Here is a 20,531-nt window from a genome sequence, read left to right on the forward strand (position 1 = left end):
GGGGCCGCATGTCCTTCCTGCACGAACTGCCGATCGCCGACCTGATCGCGTCCTACGGCTACGTCGCGATCTTCGTCATCATCACCCTGGAGAGCGCCGGCGTGCCGATGCCGGGCGAGACCGTGCTGATCTCCTCGGCCGTCTATGCCGGCAGCACCGGCAACCTCAACATCGCGCTGATCATCGCCGCCGCGGCCGCCGCCGCGATCATCGGCGACAACCTTGGCTACTGGGTCGGCCGGCGCTGGGGCATGCCGCTGCTGCTGCGCTACGGCCGCATGATCGCCCTCGACCACGGCCGGCTCAAGCTCGGGCAGTACCTGTTCCGCGAGCACGGCGGGAAGATCGTGTTCTTCGGCCGCTTCACCGCGATGCTGCGCGCCTACGCGGCACTGCTCGCCGGGGTGAACCGGCTCGATGCCCGCCGCTTCATGCTGTTCAACGGGCTCGGCGGCCTCGCCTGGGCGACCAGCATGGGGCTGGGCTCCTACTATTGCGGCCGCTCGATCGAGCAGATCGCCGGCCCCGTCGGGCTGGCGCTGCTGGCCCTGGTGATCTTCGGCGGCCTGGCCCTGTGGCTGTTCGTGCGCCGCCACGAGACGCGGCTGCTCGCCGAAGCCGAGCGCGCGATCCCCGGCCCGCTCGCCTGAGCGGCGCGGGTCCTCCCCCCTCAGCGGCGGGTCTTGAACGGCGCCATCGCGGCCACCGCCAGCGCGTCGACGCGGTTGTTCAGCGGGTCGCTGGCGTGGCCCTTGACCCAGTGCCACTCGACCGTGTGGCGGGTGCGCGCCGCGTCGATGCGGCGCCACAGGTCCTCGTTCTTCACCGGCTTCTTGTCGGCGGTGCGCCAGCCCCGCGCCTTCCAGCCGTGGATCCAGCTGGTGACGCCCTGGCGCAGGTACTGCGAGTCGGTGAACACGTCGACGCGGCAGGGGCGCTTGAGCGTCTCCAGCGCCTCGATCGCGGCGAGCAGCTCCATGCGGTTGTTGGTGGTGTGCGCCTCGCCCCCCGAGATCTCGCGGCGCGTGTCGCCGTAGATCAGGATCGCGCCCCAGCCGCCGGGGCCGGGATTCCCCGAGCAGGCCCCGTCCGTGTAGATCTTGACCCGGGTGGGGGCCGCGTCGGTCGCCGCCTCGCTCATCGCGACCATCCGTAGGCCGAGGCGTCCGCGGCCTGCCGGTGGAAGCTCAGGCGGCGGTCGTACTCGCGCGGGTCCTTCGGCTGCACCAGGGCGCCGGGCGGCACGTTCAGCCAGTCGACCAGCCGCGTCAGCATGAACCGCAGCGCCGCGCCGCGGCACAGGATCGGCAGGGCCTCGATCTCGGCGGCCTCCAGCGGGCGCACCGCCTCGTAGCCGGCGATCAGCGCCGCGCCCATGTCGCGGTGGTAGGTGCCCTCAGGAGAGAAGCACCACGCGTTGAGGCAGATCGCGAGGTCGTAGGCGAAGGCGTCGGTGCAGGCGAAGTAGAAGTCGATCAGCCCCGACAATCCGTCGCCGATGAAGAACACGTTGTCGGTGAAGAGATCCGCGTGGATCACCCCGCCGGGCAGGTTCGCCGGCCAGCGCGCCTCGAGCAGGGCGAGGTCGTCGCGGGTGCGCGCGGCGAGCCCGGGCGCGACGCCGTCGGCCTGGCGCTCGGCCTGGTCGAACAGCCCCCGCCAGGCGCCGACCGAGAGGCTGTTGTCGCGACGCATGCCGAAATCGGCGCCCGCCGCATGGAGCCGGGCCAGGGCGCGTCCGAGCTCGGCACAGTGATGCGCGGTCGGCGCCTTCACCGAGACCCCGTCGAGGAAGCTGACGATCGCCGCCGGGCGGTCGCACAGGGTGCCGAGCGCCGTGCCGTCGCGGTTGCGGATCGGCTGCGGGCAGGCCAGCCCGCGGCTCGCCAGGTGCTCCATCAGGCCGATGAAGAACGGCAGGTCGCCGGCCCGCACCCGCTTCTCGTACAGGGTGAGGATGTAGGCGCCGCCGGTGGTGTGCAGGAAGAAGTTGGTGTTCTCGACCCCTTCCGCGATGCCCTTGTAGGAGAGCAGCCCGCCGATCTCGTAATCGGCGAGGAAGTCGGTCAAAGCCGCGTCGGATACCTCGGTGTAGACGGCCACGGCGCTTCTTTTCTACGGATCTTCAGATCAATCGGCACGCGACGATGTTCCCCGCCGGCCCGAGCCGGCGAGACGGGCGGGCGATGGCACCCGCCGCCCAAAGTCGCAGAGAACCTACTCGGCGGCTTCGCTGCGCAGCTCGCGCGGCAGCGGGAAGACCATGTCCTCGACCACGGTCTGCACCGTGTCGACCGTCACCGTGTAGCGGGCGGCGAAGGCGTCGATGATCTCCTCGACCAGCACCTCGGGGGCCGAGGCGCCGGCGGTGAGGCCGAGCTTGGTGATGCCCTCGAAGGCGGGCCAGTCGATCTCCTCGGCGCGGAGCACGAGGCGGGTGATCGGGCAGCCGACGCGCTCGGCGACCTCGCGCAGGCGCTGCGAGTTCGAGGAGTTCGAGGAGCCGACGACGATCAGCGCGTCGACCAGCGGCGCGATCTGCTTCACCGCCTCCTGACGGTTGGTGGTGGCGTAGCAGATGTCGTCCTTGTGCGGCCCGGTGATGGTCGGGAACTTCGCCTTCAGGGCCGCGACGATGTGCAGGGTGTCGTCGACCGACAGCGTCGTCTGGGTGACCCAGGCGAGGTTGTTCGGGTTCTCGGGCTCGAGCGCGGCGATCTGCTCGAGGTCCTCGACCAGGGTGATCGAGCCCTTGGGCAGCTGGCCCATGGTGCCGACGACCTCCGGGTGGCCGGAATGGCCGACGAGGAGCACGTGGCGGCCGCGCTTGTGGTGGATCTCGGCCTCGCGGTGGACCTTGGTCACCAGCGGGCAGGTGGCGTCGATGGTGATCAGGCCGCGGGTGTCGGCGTTGGCCGGCACGGTCTTGGCCACGCCGTGGGCGGAGAAGATCACCGGCGCCTCGCCGTCGGGGACCTCGTCGAGCTCGCGCACGAACACCGCGCCTTTGCGCTTCAAGCTCTCGACCACGTACTTGTTGTGCACGATCTCGTGGCGGACGTAGACCGGCGGCCCGTAGATCGCGAGCGCGCGCTCGACCACGTCGATCGCCCGCACCACGCCGGCGCAGAAGCCGCGGGGGGCCGCGAGCAGGATCTCCAGCGGCGGCTTTGCGGCGGTTGCGGACGCCCCGTCCGAGGCGGTGTCGAGATTCGTGATGGCGCTCATGATCCGGGATGTGGCGAGGAGGGGCCCGCCCTGTCAACCGGGCGGCCGCGGCAAACCCGCCGCGTGGGCACGCGCTATAGCACGTTTGCCGGCGCGGGTGACCCCCGGGGCCGGCGTTCGTCGAAGGGTGGGGATTCGGGGGCGCTGCGCGGGTCGCGTCGGGGTTCAGGTCCCGGCGCCGACGAGCCGCGCCTTGGCGGCCGAGGCGAGAAAGCCGGACCGGGTCTCGCCGGCCGAGGCGGCCGCGCGATCGATCCGCTTCAGCAGATTCTCCTCGACCGAGATGTTCACCCGCACGGCGCGCCCGGGGAGGTCGACGTCGATGAGGGCGACGATCGCATCGGCGCTGTCCTCCCGGAACACGCGATCGCGGCGCAGCGCGTCGAGCGAGCGGATGCCGGGGATCGGCTCGCCATCCTCGGCCAGGCCGCCGACATGGAAGGCCAGCATCTCGGCCGCCTTCACGTAGAGCGTGTCGAGGTCGTCCGCGCCGGTGGTGGCGCCGGGGAAATCGGGGAACGAGGCGCCGTAGTTTCCGGCCTCGCCGTGGATCAGCATGACGACACGGGCCATGGGCGGTGCTTCCCGTCGGGCCGACGATCCGGCCTCATCCTCGAAGGGCGGAGGCGTCACCACGCCCACCCGGCTTGCCGATACACGCTTCGCAGCGTGCCGATCGCCTGCTCGCGCCGACCGGCATCCACCGTCACCCGTCCCGGCCTGGTCGAATGCTTGAGCTGGACATGGTCGCCCGGGCCCTTCCGCGCGATCCCCCATCCGTCGGCTTCGAGGGCGGCCAGCAGGTCGCGGGTCTTGGAGAGGCGGACGCGAGGCGGCATGGCGATCCCGTCCGGGTCGCTCGCTGCGGCCGCAGCGCCGTCGATCCGCGGGCCTGCAAGCCGGATTATAAGCGTCGCCCGTCGTTGCGCAAGCTTGTGTATGGCAAGCGCGCGTGCGGACGGCGCGATCGGCAGCGCGCGCCTGCCGTCCGACCTTCGTGACCGCGCGTCCCGCAACCGGGACGCGACCGCCGCCCCCTCCGGCCCCGCCTCAGGCGGCGCGGAGCGAAGCCAGCATGCGGCTCATCTCGGCGTTGAGGTGCTCGGACTGGCGCGACAGCTCGGTGGCGGAGGTCAGCACCTGCGAGGCCGCGGCGCCGGTCTCGTCGGCCGCCGCCGCGAGCCCGCCGATGTTGGCCGTCACCGCCCCCGTCCCGGAGGCCGCCTCGCCGACGTTGCGCACGATCTCCTGGGTCGCCGCGCCCTGCTCCTCCACCGCCGCCGCGATCGAGGCCGACACCCCGGAGATCTCCCGGATCCGTCCCGCGATCGCGTCGATCGCCGCGACCGCCTGGCGGGTCGAGTCCTGGATCCGCCCGATCTGGCTGCCGATCTCGCCGGTGGCCCGCGCCGTCTGCGCGGCGAGCTCCTTCACCTCGGCCGCCACCACCGCGAAGCCGCGGCCGGCCTCGCCGGCGCGCGCCGCCTCGATCGTGGCGTTCAGGGCGAGCAGGTTGGTCTGCCCGGCGATCGACGAGATCATCGCCACCACGTCGCCGATCCGGGCCGCCGCCTCGCTCAGGTCCTGCACCACGGCCGCCGTCTGCGCCGCCTCGGCCACCGCCCCCTGCGCCAGCGCCGAGGAGCCGCCGACCTGCCGCCCGATCTCCAGCACCGACGAGCCGAGCTCCTCGGCCGCCGCCGCCACCGTGTTGACGTTCGAGGCCGCCTCCTCGGCGGCCATCGCCACCGTCGTCGACTGCGATGCCGTCTGCGTCGCGGTCGCCGTCATGCTCTGCGCCGTCGCCTGCAGCTCGGTCGCCGCCGCGGTCACCGTCGCGACGATGCCGCCGACCGAGCGCTCGAAGGTGTCGGCCATCTGCCGCATCGCGGCCTTGCGCTGCGCCTCCGCGCCGGCCCGCGCCAGGGCGGTCTCGCTCTCCAGCGCCCGCATGCGCAGCAGCGCAGCCTTGAACACCTGCACCGCGTCGGCGACGCGGCCCATCTCGGTGCGCGTGCCCTGGAGCGGGATCGCGGTCTCGAGGTCGCCCTCGGCCAGGGCCTGCATCGGCCGGACGACGCGGTCGATCCCGCGGCCGATGCCGGCGATCAGCAGCACGGCCATCGCGACCGCCAGGGCCAGGGCCGTCCCGAGGGCCGCGACCATCCAGAACCGGGTGCGCGCGACGGATGCCGCGGCGGACGCTTCCGCGCGCGCGGCGCCCTCCGTGTTGAGGGCGATGATCCTCTCCAGGGCGATCGAGGCGTTGCGGCGCGCGCCGATCCCCTTGCTCTGGTAGGCGAGCAGCGCCTCGGCCTTCTCGCCGGCGCGGGAATGGGCGAGGATCGGCGCCTCGGTCGCGGTGAAGGCGCCCCACTCGCGCAGGAAGGTCTCGTACAGCGCCCGCTCCTCGGGCTGCGCGATGCCGCGCGCGTAGGCGGCCATCCCGGTCTCGATCGCCTGGCCGCGCTGGGCGATGTCGCCCTCGATGGCGGCCAGCGCCTTCGGCTCGGTGGTGAGCATGTGCCGCAGCAGGCTGGTGGTGTACCGCCCGGTCAGCGCGTCGAGGGCGCCGGCGTCGCGGACGTTCGGCAGCCATCGCGTCTGCACGTCGACCAGCCGTTCCTCGACCGTCGCGATGCCGGACAGGCCGGCGAGCCCGAGCCCGAGCACGAACAGGGTCAGCGTCGCGAAGGCGGCGACGAGCCGCGTGCGGATCGAAACATTTCTCAGGGACACGCGCGACTCCGGGAATAAAGTCTTCATGGGCTTCGGCGCCCGAACATTTGCTCGCAATAAAGTATAGGTGGCCCGCGTTAAGGAATACAAAAGCGCAATCCCGATCCGTGCCCGAGGGACGGCGTTCCGCGCCGGCCGTTCCGGCGGGCCCGCGCGCCGCCGCGGGCCGGCCGGGTGACGAACGGCACCCGCAAGGCCCTCGCGCCTCCGCGCCGTCCGCGGTAAGGGCAGGACGTCCCGTCCTCGCGATCAGGCGCTTCATGGCGAGCCCGGCCGAACATGCGAGCTTCCTGCCGCCGGTGCTGACGTTCCTGTCGGCGGCGGTGATCGGCGTGCCGATCTTCCGGCTGCTCGGGCAGAGCGCGGTGCTGGGCTACCTCGTCGCCGGGGTGCTGATCGGCCCGTCCGGCCTGTCGCTGATCGCCGAGCCCGAGACGGCGGCGAGCGTCGCCGAGATCGGCGTGGTGCTGCTGCTGTTCATCGTCGGGCTCGAATTGCACCTGTCGCAGCTCGTCTCGATGCGCCGCGACATCTTCGGGCTCGGCACGGCGCAGCTCGTCGTCTGCGCGATCGTGCTCGGGGGCCTCGGCGTGCTGCTCGGCGCGGCGCCCAGCGCCAGCGGCATCATCGGCATCACGCTGGCGCTCTCGGCCACCGCGGTGGCGCTGCAGCTCCTGGAGGAGCGCGGCGACCTCGGCACCGCCTACGGCAGCCGCGCCTTCGCGGTGCTGCTGTTCCAGGACATCGCCGTCGTCGGCATCCTGGCGCTGATGCCGCTCCTGGCATCGGCCGGCGGCGGCAGCGGCGCGCCCTGGCTCGGGGACGCGGCGCTCTCCACCGGCAAGGCGCTGGCGGCGATCGTCGCCGTGGTGCTCGTCGGCCGCTACGGCCTGAACCGCTTCTTCCGCCTGCTCGCCGCGAGCGGCGCCCGCGAGGTGATGACGGCGGCGGCCCTCCTGGTGGTGCTCGGCACCGCGCTGCTGATGGCCGAGGTCGGCCTGTCGATGGCGATGGGCGCGTTCCTGGCCGGCATCCTGCTGTCGGAATCGAACTTCCGCCACCAGCTCGAGGCCGACATCGAGCCGTTCCGCGGCATGCTGCTCGGCCTGTTCTTCATGAGCGTCGGCATGTCGATCGACGGCGGGCTGGTGCGCGCGGTCTGGCCGCTGCTGTTCGGGGCGACCTTCGCGGCGATCCTGGTCAAGGTCGCGCTGGTGGCCGGGCTGTTCCGCCTGTTCGGCTCGACCTGGCTCGACGCGGTGCGCGGCGCCGCGATCCTGGCGCCGGCCGGCGAGTTCGCCTTCGTGCTGCTGCCGCTCGCCGGCTCGCTGGGCTTGACCGACGCCACCGCCACGCGCTTCGCGGTGGCGCTCGCCGCCCTCACCATGCTGATCGGCCCGGTGGCGGCCAAGGGCCTCGACAAGGCGCTCGACCTCGCCCGCGCCCGCCGCGGCGGCGAGGCGCTGCCGGCCACCGACGTGGTCGAGAGCGCCGAGGCCCGCGTCCTGGTGATCGGCTTCGGCCGGTTCGGGCAGATCCTGACGCAGGTGCTGCTCGCCGAGGGCATCGGCGTCACGGTGATCGACAAGGACGTCGAGCAGATCCGCTCGGCCTCGCGCTTCGGCTTCCGGATCTACTACGGCGACGGCACCCGCCTCGACGTGCTGCGCGCCGCCGGCATCGGCCGGGTCGACCTGGTGTGCCTGTGCATCGACGACGCCGAGGCGGCGCTGAAGATCGTCGACATCGTCCACGAGGAGTTCGAGTCGGTCCGCACCTACGTCCGCGCCTACGACCGGATGCACGCCGTCGAGCTGATGAACCGCGACGTCGACTTCCACATCCGCGAGACCGCCGAATCCGCCCTGGTGTTCGGCCGCGCGACGCTGGAGGGCCTCGGGCTGTCCGCCGACGCCGCCGCCGCGCGGGTCGAGGACGTGCGCAAGCGCGACGTCGCCCGCCTCGTGCTGCAGCAGGCCGGGGCGCTCCCCGAGGGCGGCGGCTGGCTGCGCGGCATCGGCGTGCCCGAGATGAAGCCCGAGCCGCTCACCGCCCCGCAGCGCCCGGCCCGCGCGCTCTCGGCCGAGACCCGCGACATCATCGGCAACGACCGCCGCGAGGCCGCCGGCCGCATGCTCGACCGGCCGCCGGTCGACACCGCCGAGCGCGAGGCCGAGCGCGAGGCCGAGGCCGCGGCGCAGGCGGAGGCGGACGCCCAGGCTGCGCGCGCGATCCGCACGCCGGCGATGGAGGTCCAGAGCGGTGAGCGGTGAGGCGGACGCCGCCCTTCCCCCTCCCCCTGAAGCGGGGAAGGGTCCCCCCCGCAGCAGGGGGAGAGAGCGGAGCGCGTCGTCCGGAGACGGCGCTCCCCTCTCACGGCCCTCGCCGACGCGAGACCCTCCCTCCCCCGCTTCGGGGGGAGGGAAGACCGTGCCACCCGATGCCGGCCGCTTCGTCACCGGCTCGATCCTGCGCCACGTGGTGGTGATGAGCGCCACCGGCTCGATCGGCCTGATGGCGGTGTTCGTCGTCGACCTGCTGTCGCTGCTCTACGTGTCGAAGCTCGGCGACACCGACCTCACCGCCGCGGTCGGCTTCGCCGCGATCGTCCAGTTCTTCGCCATCGCCATCAACATCGGCCTGATGATCGCCGCCGGCGCCCTGGTCAGCCGCGCGATCGGCGCCGGCGACCGGGACGGCGCGCGGCGGATCGCGACCTCGTCGACGCTGCTCGGGCTCGCCGCCTCCGCCCTCCTCGTGGCGCTGCTGCTGCCGCTGTCGGACCCGCTGCTGCGGGCGATCGGCGCGGAGGGCGAGACGCTGACCGTGGCCGAGCGCTTCCTCTGGATCGCCCTGCCCTCGAACGTGCTGATGGGCCCGGGGATGATGTTCTCCGGGCTGCTGCGCGCGGTCGGCGCCGCGCGCCAGGCGATGTTCGTGACGCTCGGCGGCGCGCTGGTGACGGTGGGGCTCGATCCGCTGCTGATCTTCGGGGCCGGGCTCGGGGTCGACGGGGCGGCGATCACCACCTGCGTGGCGCGCGCCACCTTCGCGCTGATCGGCTGGCACGGGGTGCGCCAGCACCGGATGCTGGCGCACGCGAGCCTCGCGGCGACGGTCGCCGACGCGCCGCTGGTGTTCCGGATCGCGCTGCCGGCGGTGCTCACCAACCTCGCGCCGTCGGTGGCGAGCGCCTTCCTCGCCCACGTGCTCGCCCGCTACGGCGCGGTGGCGGTGGCGGCCAACGTGGTGATTGACCGGCTCACCCCGGTGGCCTTCGGCGGGCTGTTCGCCCTGTCGGGCTCGATCGGCCCGATCCTCGGCCAGAACTGGGGCGCCCGCCGCTTCGACCGGATGCGCGGCGTGCTCCGCGACGGCGCGCTCGTGACCTTCCTCTACGTGGCGGTGGTGTGGGCCGCCTTGGTGCTCGCCCGCGGCCCGCTGATGCGGCTGTTCGCGCTCGACGGGGTCGCCGCCGACCTGTTCGGCTTCTTCTGCCTCGTCAGCGGCGGGGTGTGGTTCTTCAACGGCCTGCTGTTCCTGGCCAACGCCGCGTTCAACAACCTCGGCTTCCCGTTCCGCTCGACCCTGCTCAACTGGGGCCGGGCGACGCTGGGCACGATGCCGATGGCGCTCGCGGGCGCCGCCCTGTACGGGCCGCGCGGGGTTCTCGCCGGCGTCGGCATCGGCTCGCTCGCCTTCGGGCTGGCCGGCATCCTGATGGCCGCCCGCACGGTCACGCTGCTCGAGCGCGACGTCGTGGTGCCGGCGCGCGCGCCCGATCCCGAGGCGAGCGTCGCCGCCGGCCCGGCCCATGGCGGCGCGCTGGTGTAGCGCGCCGCGTCGCGTCGGCAGGCGCGACGTCCCCGGCATCCCGGCCGGGACGCGATCCCCGGTGGATGCGCGGCACCGATCGCGCCGGGACGCGCCCGAACGTTGGCCGGCAACTGGCCAGCGGCGTCGATAAGGGTCTAGACTTGGAACGCGCGGCCCGCGATGCGGTTTTCCGCGCGGCGAACAGACCAAGGCCGCGTGATGTTCAACCCGCTCGACATGCTTCAGGCCCAGAACGGCGCCGGGATGCAGAGTGTGGCCCAGCAGTTCGGCCTCACCCCCGAGCAGACGCGCCGGGCGATGGAGGCCCTGATGCCGGCCTTCGCGCTCGGGCTGCAGCGCAGCGCCGTCCCCGACCCGACCGGCCTGTCGCAGATGTTCGGGCTGGCCGGCGCCCGCCCCGCCGCGAGCCCGGCACCCAGCCCGGCCGAGACCATGCTCGGGCAGATGTTCGGCTCGCCGGCCCTCACCCAGGCGATCCTGCAGCAGGCCTCCTCGGCCAGCGGCGTCGGCTCGCAGGTGCTGCGCCAGATGCTGCCGATGATGGCCGGCGCGGTGGTCGCGAGCATCGTCCACATGCTGCTGAACCAGCAGGCTCCGGAGGCCAAGCCGGCGCCCGCCCCGGCGCCCTCGCCGTTCGCGGTCGCGCCGGGCTGGGCCGAGATGATGAAGGCGTTCGTCCCGGCGCAGGCCGCGCCGGAGGCGCAGAAGCAGGCCGCCAGGCCCCCGGTCTCGAAGCCCCAGGTCTCGAAGCCCGCACCGAAGCCGGAACCCGATGCCGCCGGCGGCATGTTCCAGCAGATGCTGAAGACCGGCGCCGAGGTTCAGGAACAGAACGTCAAGGCGATGCAGGGCCTGTTCGAGGCGTTCTGGGCCGAGGCCGACCCCGCCAAGGCGGCCGCGGCCAAGCCCTCGGGCACGACGCCGAACGCCGACCCCGCCTCGGAGCCGGACGCGTCGCACCGGTCGCGTAAGGGCCGGCCGGGGACGCGCTGAGGTTGGTCAGTTCTGGCTGACCGCGTTTCCGATGGTCTGGTAGACGGTGCTGACCTTGGACGCGTAGAGGCGCAGGCTGCCGACGATGGCCAGGAAGACCAGCCCCGAGATCAGGGCGTACTCGATGCTCGTCGCGCCGCGCGCGTCGGCGGCGAAGCGGCGCTTCGGCGGCACGGCTCCGGCCCCTTTCGACAGTTCGACGGCCGTCCTCGACATCGATGATCGCCTTCCTCGGCCGAACCGGCACACGGCGACCCTACCCGCGCGACCTTGAGGATGTTTTAACTCGATCGGCGACGGGCGACGGTCGCGGCATCCGCCGAAGCAGGATCCGTGCGACCGGCCGTTTTGCGGGTCCCCTCCCCCGCTTGCGGCGAGAGGGGATGGGCGCTCGGGCGACCCGTCGGGAGCGGGCCCGCGCGGGCGCCTTCGCCCCGCTCAGCCGTGGCCGGCTTCCTTGCGCAGGGCGTCGATGCGCTTGGAGGCCTCGGCCTTGTCGATGTCGGGATCGAACGCCTCGGGCTCCTTGGTCTCCTCCGACAGGGTCTTGAGATAGGAGGCCTGCGCACCGGTCATCGGCTCGCCGCCGGTGGTCCACTGGTCGGGATCCTTGATCTGGTTCGACACGTCCTTCGGGTCGGTCTTCGGGTTCTCGTTCGAAGCGGACTTCGTGTCGGACTTGGCGTCGGACTTGGCGTCGGACTTCGAATCGGACTTCGCCGTGGTCTTGGCAGCGGCCTTGGTCATCGGGCACTCACGCGTTCATGGAATGTTCCGTCAGAACGCGGCCCGCATCCCCGAGGTTCCCCGCCGGCCGGAACCGGCGGGGGATAAGACGCCTCAGGCCGCGCGCGCCTTCAGGCTGCGCGCGCCTGTGGCTGCACCTCGGCGAGGTAGTCGTCCATCAGCGTGCGGGTGATCGCGCCCGGCGCGAACCGGTAGGGCCCGATCTCGGAGACCGGGGTGACCTCGGCGGCCGAGCCGGTGATGAAGCATTCCGAGAAGTCGGCCATCTCCTCGGGGCGGATGCGGCGCTCGGTGACCGCGAGGCCGCGGCGGCGGGCCAGCTCGATCACCGTCTGCCGGGTGATGCCGTTGAGGAAGCGGTCGGCGGTGGGGGTGTGGATCGCCCCGTCGCGGATGAAGAACACGTTGGCGCCGGTGCACTCGGCGACGTTGTCCTCGAAGTCGAGCATCAGCGCGTCGGCATAGCCCTTGTTCTCCGCCCGGTGCTTGGAGATCGTGCAGATCATGTACAGGCCCGCCGCCTTCGAGGCGCAGGGGGCGGTGCGGGGATCGGGCCGGCGATACTCGGCGATGTCGAGGCGGATGCCCTTCATCTTGGTGGCGGCGTCGAAGTAGCTCGGCCATTCCCAGGCGGCGATCGCCAGGTGGATGGTGTTGCCCTGGGCCGAGACGCCCATCATCTCCGAGCCGCGCCAGGCGACCGGGCGGAGATACGCGTCCTGCAGGCCGCTGACCTTGAGCACGGCCTCCTTGGCCGCGACGATCTCGGCGGCCGAATACGGCACCGCGAAGTCGAGCAGCTCGGCGGAGCGGCGCAGGCGCTCGGCATGGGCGAGGCTCTTGAAGATTACCCCGCCATAGGCGCGCTCGCCCTCGAACACCGACGAGCCGTAATGCAGCCCGTGGCTCAGCACGTGGATCTTGGCGTCCCGCCACGGCACCATGGCGCCGTCGAACCAGATGGTGCCCTCGCGCTCGTCGAACGGGATCACGGACATGGGAACGTCTTCCTGGAAATCGTCGCGGCCCGCGCAACCTGCGGGCCCTTCGGCGGGGACGATGTCGATGGGCGCGCATGCGGGCGGCGCCGGCGGGGTTGACGGGTACCAACCGGCCTGGAATATGTCAACGACACTGACGTATATCGCGCGCACGCTCCTCCTTCCCATCCTCTCCGATCCGACGTCCTTCGCGCCGACGTTCGTCTCCTCTCCCGCCCTTCGCGCCGCAACCGGACCCGGGCCGCACGTGACATCTCCCGCCCTCCGCGAACGCAAGGACGCCGCCGAGCCGGCCGCCGCCTGCAGCAGCGACGACCTGATCGAGCTCCTGTTCTTCGCCTATCGCGACTTCGTCGGCGATCCGGACCGGATCCTGGCCGAGTACGGCTTCGGCCGGGCGCACCACCGGGTGCTGCACTTCGTCGACCGCTATCCCGGCCTGACCATCGCCGAATTGCTCGACATCCTGCGCATCACCAAGCAGAGCCTCAACCGGGTGCTGAAGGACCTGATCGGCCAGGGCTACATCGCCCAGCGGCCCGGCACCCAGGACCGGCGCCAGCGCCTGCTCACCTGCACGCCGAGCGGCGCGGCGCTGGCCGCCGACCTCACCCGCGTGCAGGCGCGGCGGCTGGCCCGCGCGCTGGCCTCGCCGGAGGATGCGGCCGCCCCCGAGAGCTTCCTGATGGCGATGATCGAGCCCGACGAGCGCGCGGTGGTGCGCCGCCTGATGGCCCGCCGCGGCGGCGGGGCCGCCTGATGGCCGCCCATGCCCGCACCGAGCTCTCCGACGGGGCGCCGCACGTCCTCGTGGTCGACGACGACCGGCGCCTGCGCGAGCTGCTCGCCCGCTACCTCGCCGAGCAGGGGTTCCGCGTCACCGCCGCCGCGAGCGCGGCCGAGGCGCGGGCCAAGGCGCAGAGCCTGGTCTTCGACGCGATGGTGCTCGACGTGATGATGCCGGGCGAGGACGGCTTCGCCTATGCGCGCAGCGTGCGCGAGACCTCGCGCGTGCCGATCCTGATGCTCACCGCCCGCTCCAACCCGAACGACCGGGTGATGGGCCTCGAGATCGGCGCCGACGACTACCTGCCGAAGCCGTTCGAGCCGCGCGAGCTGACGCTCCGGCTCACCAACATCATCAACCGGGCGTCGGGCCCGCGCCGCGACACCGGCACCGGCGACGTGGTGACCTTCGGGCCGTTCTCCTACCGGATCGAGCGCGGGGAGCTGCGCCGCGAGGACGAGATGATCCGCATCACCGAGCGCGAGCGCGAGATCCTGACGATCCTGGCCGGCGCCCACGGCGCCAACGTCGAGCGCGAGGTGCTGGCCGGAGGCGGAGGGCTCGCCGCCGAGCGCACCATCGACGTGCAGATCAACCGCCTGCGCCGCAAGACCGAGGTCGACCCGGCCAACCCGACCTTCCTGCAGACCGTGCGCGGGGTCGGGTACCGGCTCGCGGTGGATTGAGGGGCGATGGCGCCCCTCAGATCTCGATCTCGGTCCCCACCTCCACCACCTGCCGCGTCGGCAGCCCGAAATGGGCGCCGGTGCGCTCGGCGTTGCGCTTCATGAAGGCGTAGAGGCCCTCGCGCCAGCTGTGCATGCCGGGGTTGGTCGGCGACGGGATGATGGCCTCGTGGCCGACGAAGTAGGTGATGTCCTCCACGAACTCCGCCGGCAGCAGGCCGCTCGCCACCGCGCATTGCAGCCCTTCGGGAATCGAGGCCGTCTGCATGAAGCCGTAATGCAGCACCACGCGCTCCATCCCGGGCGTGTATTTCGAGATCGCCTTGCGGATGCCCGAAGCCACGAGCGTCACCTCCGCGCGCTGCGACGCCGGCACGATCGGCTCCTCCTCGTAGATCACGGTGATCAGGAGGATGCGCTCGTGCAGGCAGCGGCTGCGCTCGACCAGGCGCCCGAGCGCCATCGGGATGCCCTCGCTCGCCGCCGAGAGGAAGGCGGCGGTGCCGGGCAGCGTCACCGGCGGGTGCGAGGCGAGGCGGGCGAGGAAGGCGTCCTCCTTCTGCCGCAGCGGCTCGCGCACCGCCTCCAGCACCCGGTTGCCCTTCATCCAGGTCAGCATCAGGAAGGCGACCGAGAAGGCCAGCACCAGCGGGAACCAGCCGCCCTCGAGGAGCTTCGCGCTGTTGGCCGCCAGGAACACCAGGTCGATGGCGAGGAAGAAGCCGTTGACCGCGAGCACCGCGGCGAGGCCGTAGCCCCAGCGCAGCGCGATCAGCGCGGCGAGCAGCGTGGTGATGCCCATCAGCGCCGAGACGGCGATGCCGTAGGCGCCGGCCAGCGCATCGGAGGAGCCGAACAGCACCACCGCGACGAGGGTGGCGAGCGCCAGGAGCCAGTTCACCGCCGGCACGTAGATCTGCCCGCGCTCGTGCTTGTCGGTGTGGACCACCCGCATCGCCGGCATGAAGCCGAGCTGGATCGCCTGCTGCGTCAGGGAATACACCCCCGAGATCACCGCCTGCGAGGCGATGACGGTGGCCATGGTGGCGAGCGCCACGAGGGGATAGTGCGCCCAGTCCGGTGCGAGCCGGTAGAACGGGTTCTCGATCGCGTCCGGCTCGGCGATGAGCAGCGCGCCCTGCCCGCAATAGTGGATCAGCAGCGCCGGCAGCACGAGGCCGAACCACGCGGTGCGGATCGCCGGCGCCCCGAAATGCCCGAGATCGGCATACATCGCCTCGCCGCCGGTGACCGCGAGGAAGGCCGCGCCGAGCATCAGGAACGAGACGTGCCAGCCGGCATGGACCAGGAAGTCGACCGCCCGCCACGGGTTGACCGCCGCCAGGATCTGCGGCGCGTGCCAGATGCTCGGGATCGCCAGCAGCACCAGGACGGAGAACCACACCAGCATCACCGGGCCGAACACCCGGCCGATCACCGCCACGCCCTGCCGCTGGACCAGGAACAGCCCGATCAGGATCAGGATCGTCAGCGGGACGACGAAGGGGCTCAGCACCGGCGCGTCGACCTTCAGGCCCTCGATCGCCGACAGCACCGAGATCGCCGGGGTGATCGCGCCGTCGCCGTAGAGAAGCGCCGCGCCGACGAGCCCGACCACCAGCAGCAGCGCCTGCCAGGTGCCGGCCTTGGCGTGGCGGGCGCCGAGCAGCGCCAGCATCGCGACGATGCCGCCCTCGCCGCGGTTGTCGGCGCGCAGGATCAGCACCGCGTATTTCAGCGAGACGATCAGGATCAGCGCCCACAGGATCAGCGAGACCGCGCCGGTGGCCGCCGCCGCGACCGGCGCCCCGCCGGAGATGCCGGCCTTCACCGCCTCCTTGAAGGCGTAGAGCGGGCTGGTGCCGATGTCGCCGTAGACGACCCCGAGCGCCCCGAGCGTCAGCGCCGGCCCGGCCGCGTGCCGCACCGCCCCGGGCTTTCGCGCCACCGGGGCGACCGGAAGCGCACGCTCCTGCGAAGGGCTGACGGCTCGGCTCACGGACACGCCCCTCGGATCGAAGATCGGCGCGAGGCTGCCTGCATCCGCGCGGCCGTTCAAGATGCCGGTGCGGGCGAATGCTGTGGGAACACGGCGATGTGTCCGGGTTGCACAAGTCGGGACGGCCCGGAATCGCGGAGAGACGGGATCCGATCCGTCGACCGCCCCGACGTGGCCTGCCTCGACGTGACCTGCACCGACGGGATCTGCACCCAGTCGGTCCGGCTGCGCCCCGCGTGCGGCCGGGGCCGGCACGATTTCAGGACGCGCGTGCGGCCGGGGCGGAACTCGCGGCGAGCATCGTCCGGTCCCCGGCCGGCATCCCACGCGCCGCCATGAACTCCGGCACGCGCCGCATCGCCGCCTGGACCGCCTCGCGAATGCTGTCGGCCGCGATGCGCGACAGCTTGAACCGCGGATGGGACGCGAACGCCCGTTCGGCATCCCATTCGGGACCGAGGCCCGGCGCCGGCGCGCAGACATGCCGCATCACGCCCGGATGCGGTGCGATGTCGAAGACCGGCGACAGCCGCCACCCGTCGCCCGCACCGAGGAACGCGTGGTTGCGCAGGTGGTCGTCGGTGTTGTGGAGGCACGCGTTCACCAGGAGCCGCCGGAACATCTCCGGAAACGCGTTCGCGACGCCGATCGACTCCGCGACCGCCGCGATGTCGACGTAGGTCTTCCGGGTGCCGTAGCCGAAGCTCGGCTCCTTGAGCAGCGTGGCCGCACTCAGATAGGCGATCGGCTCGCCTTCCGAGGTGCGGTCGAACCGTTCGACGAGAAGCACGCTTCGACCGCCGATATCGAGAAGCTCGCGAGCCGGGACCGACAGGCCGGCCGCCTCGGCGACGTCGAGGCAGACCGCCTCCGCGCGCGGATCGTCGAACCTGTCGCCCCAGGCGGGAAACTTCGCGATCCACTGGCGCCCGCGGTGCCGCAGCCGCGCCTTGGGGCGGGCGCCCCCGACGTCGGCGCTGTTGCGGAGGAGCACCTGCAGGTGATGCGAGGCGCTGCGGCCGTCCTCGATCGCCTCGGCCGCCGCCAGCAGCGCCGCGATGTCGTCCTCCGCGGCGGGCAGGTGCAGGAGCGGGGCTTCGTCCGGAACCCAGGTTCGGGGACCGTCCGGGGTCGGGCCGAAGGCGAGGTCCCCCGTTCGCGTGGTTCCGCCCAGGGCAAGATACTCGGCCATCCCGAGGCGTCGATGCGGGAAGGCCCGATCGAGGATGCCCTTGCCCCAGCCGTCGGGCCCGGCATCGTGAAAGGCGAGGTGGACCTCGTCGGGATGAGCCGACCTCGACCGGCCGCTGATCGGAAGCCCGATCGGATCGATCGGCCTCGGGGTCCTGGAGCGAAGGACGGACTTGGCGTAGACGAAGCGGCCGATCCGCCTGTCGCCCCCTTCGAAGCGGAGCGAGCCGACGGGGACGTAGCGCGCCGCATCCCATCGGAAGACGACGAGCTCGTCGAGGCGGCCGGATTCAGAAATCCGCCACATGGGCAGACCTCCTCGATCGCCGGCGGCCGAGCACGGCGTCCATGTCGTCGCCGATCGGATCGGCGGCGACGATCTCCCCGAGGCGTTCGGTATAGCCGAGGACGGTCAGCGCCTTGAGCAGGATGCCGACCGCCACGCCCGGACGCCCGTTCTCGATCGCGACCACGGATGGGCGGCCGACCCCCATGCGCTCGGCGAACGCGGCCTGGGTGAGGTTTCGGCGCAGCCGTGCGAGCCGGATGGTCTGGCCGAGCCTCGCGAGGCTCGCCAGTTCGTCGCTCGACAGGACCGTGGTCGTGCGCATGGCTAGAACTCCATACGTTATCTTGGTTTGTGATATATCTTCTGATCGCCTGAAGGACTAGCACGGACTGCCGGGCGGCAACCCTCCGCCGAACCGACCGGACACGGGCTCGCGTCGCCTCCGTGGGCTCGCCGACGCGCCGGCCGCCTGAGCTGGGCGCCGCGACGCACCCGGCGCGCTCCGGTGCCCACGATGCCGCGTAACCGATGGCCTCGGCTGCGCGTACATGAGGATCGGCCCCCGCCCCGCGCGCGCCGCGCCCCCTCGCTCGGAGACCGCCATGTCCAAGAACATGTCCCTGACACCCAAAGCGTCCGGCCTGCGCGGGATCGCGCTCGCGACGGTCGCGGGCCTCGCCCTGATGGCCGGTGCGGTCTCGCTGCGCGGCCTCGCCCATGCGGAGGAGCCCGGCCGGCGCCTGCCGGAGGCCGCCGTGACCGCCCGGGAGACCGCGAAGGAGACCGGCCTGCGCACCGCGACGCTCGCCGGCGGCTGCTTCTGGGGCGTGCAGGGGGTGTTCCAGCACGTGCGCGGCGTCCGCCGGGCCGTGTCGGGCTATGCCGGCGGCGACGCGTCGGATGCGCGCTACAGCGCGGTCAGCACCGGCGGCACCGGCCATGCCGAGGCGGTGCGCATCACCTACGATCCCAAGGTGATCCGCTACGACGAGCTGCTGCGGATCTTCTTCTCGGTGGCGCTCGACCCGACGCAGGTGAACCGCCAGGGCCCGGATTCCGGCCCGCAATACCGCTCGGCGATCTTCCCCGCCGACGCGGAGCAGGCGCGGGTCGCCGAGGCCTACATCGCCCAGCTCGACGCCGCGCACGCCTACGCGAAGCCGATCGCCACGCGGATCGAGCCGGGCGCGACCTTCTACCCGGCGGAAGGCTACCACCAGGACTTCATGGCGAGCCACCCGAACCACCCCTACATCGCCGCCAACGACGCGCCGAAGCTGCGCGACCTGCAGGCGCTGTTCCCCGAGCGCACCGCGCCGGAGCCGGTGCTGGTCGGCGGCCGCCCGCCGGCCTGAGGCGGGCAGCGTCCGCGCCGCCTCGTCCCACCCGACCCCCTCATCCTGAGGCGCCGCGTGAGCGGCCTCGAAGGAGGGCTCCAGGGATCGCACCGACGGCGGGAGGGCTCCTTCGAGGCCCCTTGCCGAGGCAAGGGGCACCTCAGGATGAGGGGGTGGGTGGGATGACCGGCTCCGTGCGGCGCACCGCGACAATCCTTCGTCCTTCCCCCCTCCCGTGCCGCCGGCGCCCTTGTCCTGCCGCTCCGATCCGCGCCAGGATCGCCGGGTCGGCGAAAGGGGACCGGATCATGGCTGTGGCGTCGGGACCCGGAGCCCCAAACCCCCTCGACCTCGTGCCGATCGAGGATGCCAGCCTCGGGGCGTTCTACCGGATCATGACCACGCCCGAGCGGCGCACCTTCTGGGCCTGCGCCGCCGGCTGGGCGCTCGACGGCATGGACTTCATGATCTACCCGTTGGTGATCGGCACGATCATCAGCCTGTGGAGGGTCGATCCGGGCACGGCCGGCCTCGCCGCCACCGTCACGCTGCTGGCCTCCGCGCTCGGCGGGTGGCTCGCCGGCTTCGTCGCCGACCGCATCGGCCGTGTGCTGACGCTGCAGATCACCATCCTCTGGTTCTCGGTCTTCTCGCTGGTCTGCGCCTTCGTGCAGAACTTCGAGCAGCTGCTCGTCGCCCGCGCGCTGCTCGGCCTCGGCTTCGGCGGCGAGTGGGCGGCCGGCGCGGTGCTGATGGGCGAGACCATCCGGGCGCAGTATCGCGGCCGGGCCGTCGGCTCGGTGCAGTCCGGCTGGGCGATCGGCTGGGGGATGGCGGTGCTGTCGCAGGCGGTGCTGTTCTCCTATCTCCCGCCCGAGAGCGCGTGGCGCTGGATGTTCGCGATCGGCGCGCTGCCGGCGCTGCTGGTGTTCTACCTCCGCCGCTACGTCGCGGAGCCGAAGGTCGCCGCCGAGACCCGCGCCAGGGCGCGCGCGGCCGGCGAGGAGCCCAAGCTCTGGGAGATCTTCGCCGGCCCGCTGCTGCGCACCACGATCCTGGCCTCGCTCGCCGCCGCCGGCTGCCAGGGCGGCTACTACGCCATCACCACCTGGCTGCCGCGCTACCTCACCACCGAGCGCGGCCTGTCGATCGTCTCCTCCACCGGCTACCTCTCGGCGCTGATCGTGGGCTCGTTTGCCGGCTACCTCGTCGGCGCCTGGCTCGCCGACCGGCTCGGGCGGCGCCCGCTGTTCCTGATCTTCTCGATCGGCGCGATCCTGGTCATCGTCGCCTACACCCAGCTGCCGCTCTCGAACGCGGTGCTGTGGGTGCTGGGCTTCCCGCTCGGCTTCTTCGCCTCGGGCTACTTCTCGGGGATGGGCGCCTTCCTCACCGAGCTCTACCCGACGCGGCTGCGCGGCTCGGGCCAGGGCTTCTGCTACAATTTCGGGCGGGGCCTCGGCGCGCTGTTCCCGTTCCTGGTGGGCGAGCTCTCGAAATCGATCGGCCTCGCCTCGGCGATCGCGGTCTTCGCCGCGGGCGCCTACGGCGTGTTCTTTCTCGCCGCCTTCGCCCTGCCGGAGACGCGGGGGAAGGTGCTGCACGCCGACGGGTAGGGGGACGGGTTTGTCCCTCCCCCCTCTGCGGGGGAGGGTGGGCCTCGCGTCAGCGAGGGTCGGGAGAGGGGAGCGACCTCT

Annotated in this window: 20 protein-coding genes; 8 read left to right on the top strand and 12 right to left on the bottom strand. The window is 72.3% G+C overall.

Annotated elements, in window-relative coordinates; all coding sequences use genetic code 11:
* Positions 1 to 8 precede the first annotated feature (8 nt).
* Positions 9 to 650 carry a DedA family protein gene (locus FV227_RS16615; RefSeq protein WP_147728441.1) on the top strand — a complete coding sequence of 214 codons (642 nt, stop codon included), beginning with the start codon at positions 9 to 11 and terminating at the stop codon, positions 648 to 650.
* 20 nt (positions 651 to 670) lie between these two features.
* On the opposite strand, the gene rnhA is transcribed toward FV227_RS16615, so the two are convergent.
* From rnhA to FV227_RS16645, 6 genes are all read right to left on the bottom strand, one after another.
* Complete coding sequence (gene rnhA, locus FV227_RS16620) at positions 671 to 1,141, bottom strand: ribonuclease HI (RefSeq protein ID WP_147728442.1); 471 nt, start codon at positions 1,139 to 1,141, stop codon at positions 671 to 673.
* The gene (locus tag FV227_RS16625) at positions 1,138 to 2,103 is read right to left on the bottom strand and encodes a homoserine kinase (RefSeq protein WP_147728443.1); all 966 of its coding nucleotides are present in this window, start codon (positions 2,101 to 2,103) and stop codon (positions 1,138 to 1,140) included. Before FV227_RS16625 ends, rnhA begins: the two co-directional genes overlap by 4 nt.
* 114 nt (positions 2,104 to 2,217) lie before the next feature.
* Positions 2,218 to 3,228, bottom strand: a complete 1,011-nt coding sequence (gene ispH / locus FV227_RS16630) for a 4-hydroxy-3-methylbut-2-enyl diphosphate reductase (protein WP_147728444.1) — start codon at positions 3,226 to 3,228, stop codon at positions 2,218 to 2,220.
* 165 nt (positions 3,229 to 3,393) lie between these two features.
* The gene (locus tag FV227_RS16635; protein ID WP_147728445.1) at positions 3,394 to 3,801 is read right to left on the bottom strand and encodes a type II toxin-antitoxin system HicB family antitoxin; all 408 of its coding nucleotides are present in this window, start codon (positions 3,799 to 3,801) and stop codon (positions 3,394 to 3,396) included.
* Between the two features lie 56 nt (positions 3,802 to 3,857).
* Positions 3,858 to 4,067 (bottom strand): type II toxin-antitoxin system HicA family toxin, encoded by a 210-nt coding sequence (locus FV227_RS16640; RefSeq protein ID WP_147728446.1) that lies wholly within the window; start codon positions 4,065 to 4,067, stop codon positions 3,858 to 3,860.
* Positions 4,068 to 4,278: 211 nt separating this feature from the next.
* Entirely contained in the window at positions 4,279 to 5,967 is a 1,689-nt protein-coding gene (locus FV227_RS16645) for a methyl-accepting chemotaxis protein (protein WP_147859475.1), read from the bottom strand.
* A gap of 260 nt (positions 5,968 to 6,227) precedes the next feature.
* Between FV227_RS16645 and FV227_RS16650 the strand changes: the two genes are divergently transcribed.
* The 3 genes from FV227_RS16650 (at position 6,228) to FV227_RS16660 (ending at position 10,797) form a co-directional block, all read left to right on the top strand.
* Positions 6,228 to 8,240 (top strand): monovalent cation:proton antiporter-2 (CPA2) family protein, encoded by a 2,013-nt coding sequence (locus tag FV227_RS16650; protein WP_147859476.1) that lies wholly within the window; start codon positions 6,228 to 6,230, stop codon positions 8,238 to 8,240.
* A 214-nt stretch (positions 8,241 to 8,454) separates the two neighbouring features.
* Positions 8,455 to 9,801, top strand: coding sequence for an MATE family efflux transporter (locus FV227_RS16655; protein ID WP_147859480.1), 1,347 nt, complete (start codon positions 8,455 to 8,457; stop codon positions 9,799 to 9,801).
* A 201-nt stretch (positions 9,802 to 10,002) separates the two neighbouring features.
* Positions 10,003 to 10,797: a DUF937 domain-containing protein gene (locus FV227_RS16660; protein WP_147728603.1), complete on the top strand. Its 795-nt coding sequence runs from the start codon at positions 10,003 to 10,005 to the stop codon at positions 10,795 to 10,797.
* 6 nt (positions 10,798 to 10,803) lie between these two features.
* On the opposite strand, the gene FV227_RS16665 is transcribed toward FV227_RS16660, so the two are convergent.
* The 3 genes from FV227_RS16665 to FV227_RS16675 form a co-directional block, all read right to left on the bottom strand.
* Entirely contained in the window at positions 10,804 to 11,013 is a 210-nt protein-coding gene (locus FV227_RS16665) for a Flp family type IVb pilin (protein WP_147728602.1), read from the bottom strand.
* A 222-nt stretch (positions 11,014 to 11,235) separates the two neighbouring features.
* The gene (locus FV227_RS16670; RefSeq protein ID WP_147859477.1) at positions 11,236 to 11,544 is read right to left on the bottom strand and encodes a DUF3072 domain-containing protein; all 309 of its coding nucleotides are present in this window, start codon (positions 11,542 to 11,544) and stop codon (positions 11,236 to 11,238) included.
* 110 nt (positions 11,545 to 11,654) lie between these two features.
* Complete coding sequence (locus FV227_RS16675; protein WP_147728600.1) at positions 11,655 to 12,542, bottom strand: branched-chain amino acid aminotransferase; 888 nt, start codon at positions 12,540 to 12,542, stop codon at positions 11,655 to 11,657.
* A 250-nt stretch (positions 12,543 to 12,792) separates the two neighbouring features.
* Between FV227_RS16675 and FV227_RS16680 the strand changes: the two genes are divergently transcribed.
* Both FV227_RS16680 and FV227_RS16685 read left to right on the top strand, forming a co-directional pair.
* Positions 12,793 to 13,305 (top strand): MarR family transcriptional regulator, encoded by a 513-nt coding sequence (locus tag FV227_RS16680; protein WP_147859478.1) that lies wholly within the window; start codon positions 12,793 to 12,795, stop codon positions 13,303 to 13,305.
* Positions 13,305 to 14,018 (top strand): response regulator, encoded by a 714-nt coding sequence (locus FV227_RS16685; RefSeq protein WP_147729183.1) that lies wholly within the window; start codon positions 13,305 to 13,307, stop codon positions 14,016 to 14,018. The genes FV227_RS16680 and FV227_RS16685 overlap by 1 nt, the downstream gene beginning before the upstream one ends.
* A 16-nt stretch (positions 14,019 to 14,034) precedes the next feature.
* Here the strand turns inward: FV227_RS16685 and FV227_RS16690 are convergent, their stop codons facing one another.
* The 3 genes from FV227_RS16690 to FV227_RS16700 form a co-directional block, all read right to left on the bottom strand.
* Entirely contained in the window at positions 14,035 to 15,966 is a 1,932-nt protein-coding gene (locus FV227_RS16690) for a KUP/HAK/KT family potassium transporter (RefSeq protein ID WP_147843773.1), read from the bottom strand.
* A gap of 310 nt (positions 15,967 to 16,276) precedes the next feature.
* Positions 16,277 to 17,515 carry a HipA domain-containing protein gene (locus tag FV227_RS16695; protein ID WP_147859479.1) on the bottom strand — a complete coding sequence of 413 codons (1,239 nt, stop codon included), beginning with the start codon at positions 17,513 to 17,515 and terminating at the stop codon, positions 16,277 to 16,279.
* Positions 17,499 to 17,819, bottom strand: coding sequence for a helix-turn-helix domain-containing protein (locus FV227_RS16700; protein ID WP_147729654.1), 321 nt, complete (start codon positions 17,817 to 17,819; stop codon positions 17,499 to 17,501). Before FV227_RS16700 ends, FV227_RS16695 begins: the two co-directional genes overlap by 17 nt.
* Before the next feature lie 280 nt (positions 17,820 to 18,099).
* Between FV227_RS16700 and msrA the strand changes: the two genes are divergently transcribed.
* Positions 18,100 to 18,852 carry a peptide-methionine (S)-S-oxide reductase MsrA gene (gene msrA, locus FV227_RS16705; protein WP_147730012.1) on the top strand — a complete coding sequence of 251 codons (753 nt, stop codon included), beginning with the start codon at positions 18,100 to 18,102 and terminating at the stop codon, positions 18,850 to 18,852.
* Positions 18,853 to 19,142: 290 nt separating this feature from the next.
* A complete protein-coding gene (locus FV227_RS16710) occupies positions 19,143 to 20,450 on the top strand; it encodes an MFS transporter (RefSeq protein ID WP_147729794.1) in 1,308 nt (435 codons plus the stop codon).
* Positions 20,451 to 20,531: the final 81 nt, after the last annotated feature.

The sequence above is a fragment of the Methylobacterium sp. WL119 genome (genome assembly GCF_008039875.1).
GTDB lineage: Bacteria > Pseudomonadota > Alphaproteobacteria > Rhizobiales > Beijerinckiaceae > Methylobacterium.

Excerpts from the sequence above, each read along its gene's own strand:
- rnhA (WP_147728442.1), bottom strand. The coding sequence starts at position 1,141 with ATGAGCGAGGCGGCGACCGACGCGGCCCCCACCCGGGTCAAGATCTAC.
- FV227_RS16695 (WP_147859479.1), bottom strand. The coding sequence starts at position 17,515 with ATGTGGCGGATTTCTGAATCCGGCCGCCTCGACGAGCTCGTCGTCTTC.
- ispH (WP_147728444.1), bottom strand. The coding sequence starts at position 3,228 with ATGAGCGCCATCACGAATCTCGACACCGCCTCGGACGGGGCGTCCGCA.
- FV227_RS16710 (WP_147729794.1), top strand. The coding sequence starts at position 19,143 with ATGGCTGTGGCGTCGGGACCCGGAGCCCCAAACCCCCTCGACCTCGTG.
- FV227_RS16700 (WP_147729654.1), bottom strand. The coding sequence starts at position 17,819 with ATGCGCACGACCACGGTCCTGTCGAGCGACGAACTGGCGAGCCTCGCG.
- FV227_RS16685 (WP_147729183.1), top strand. The coding sequence starts at position 13,305 with ATGGCCGCCCATGCCCGCACCGAGCTCTCCGACGGGGCGCCGCACGTC.
- FV227_RS16675 (WP_147728600.1), bottom strand. The coding sequence starts at position 12,542 with ATGTCCGTGATCCCGTTCGACGAGCGCGAGGGCACCATCTGGTTCGAC.
- FV227_RS16650 (WP_147859476.1), top strand. The coding sequence starts at position 6,228 with ATGGCGAGCCCGGCCGAACATGCGAGCTTCCTGCCGCCGGTGCTGACG.
- FV227_RS16660 (WP_147728603.1), top strand. The coding sequence starts at position 10,003 with ATGTTCAACCCGCTCGACATGCTTCAGGCCCAGAACGGCGCCGGGATG.
- FV227_RS16655 (WP_147859480.1), top strand. The coding sequence starts at position 8,455 with ATGAGCGCCACCGGCTCGATCGGCCTGATGGCGGTGTTCGTCGTCGAC.
- FV227_RS16635 (WP_147728445.1), bottom strand. The coding sequence starts at position 3,801 with ATGGCCCGTGTCGTCATGCTGATCCACGGCGAGGCCGGAAACTACGGC.
- msrA (WP_147730012.1), top strand. The coding sequence starts at position 18,100 with ATGTCCAAGAACATGTCCCTGACACCCAAAGCGTCCGGCCTGCGCGGG.
- FV227_RS16665 (WP_147728602.1), bottom strand. The coding sequence starts at position 11,013 with ATGTCGAGGACGGCCGTCGAACTGTCGAAAGGGGCCGGAGCCGTGCCG.
- FV227_RS16640 (WP_147728446.1), bottom strand. The coding sequence starts at position 4,067 with ATGCCGCCTCGCGTCCGCCTCTCCAAGACCCGCGACCTGCTGGCCGCC.
- FV227_RS16670 (WP_147859477.1), bottom strand. The coding sequence starts at position 11,544 with ATGACCAAGGCCGCTGCCAAGACCACGGCGAAGTCCGATTCGAAGTCC.
- FV227_RS16615 (WP_147728441.1), top strand. The coding sequence starts at position 9 with ATGTCCTTCCTGCACGAACTGCCGATCGCCGACCTGATCGCGTCCTAC.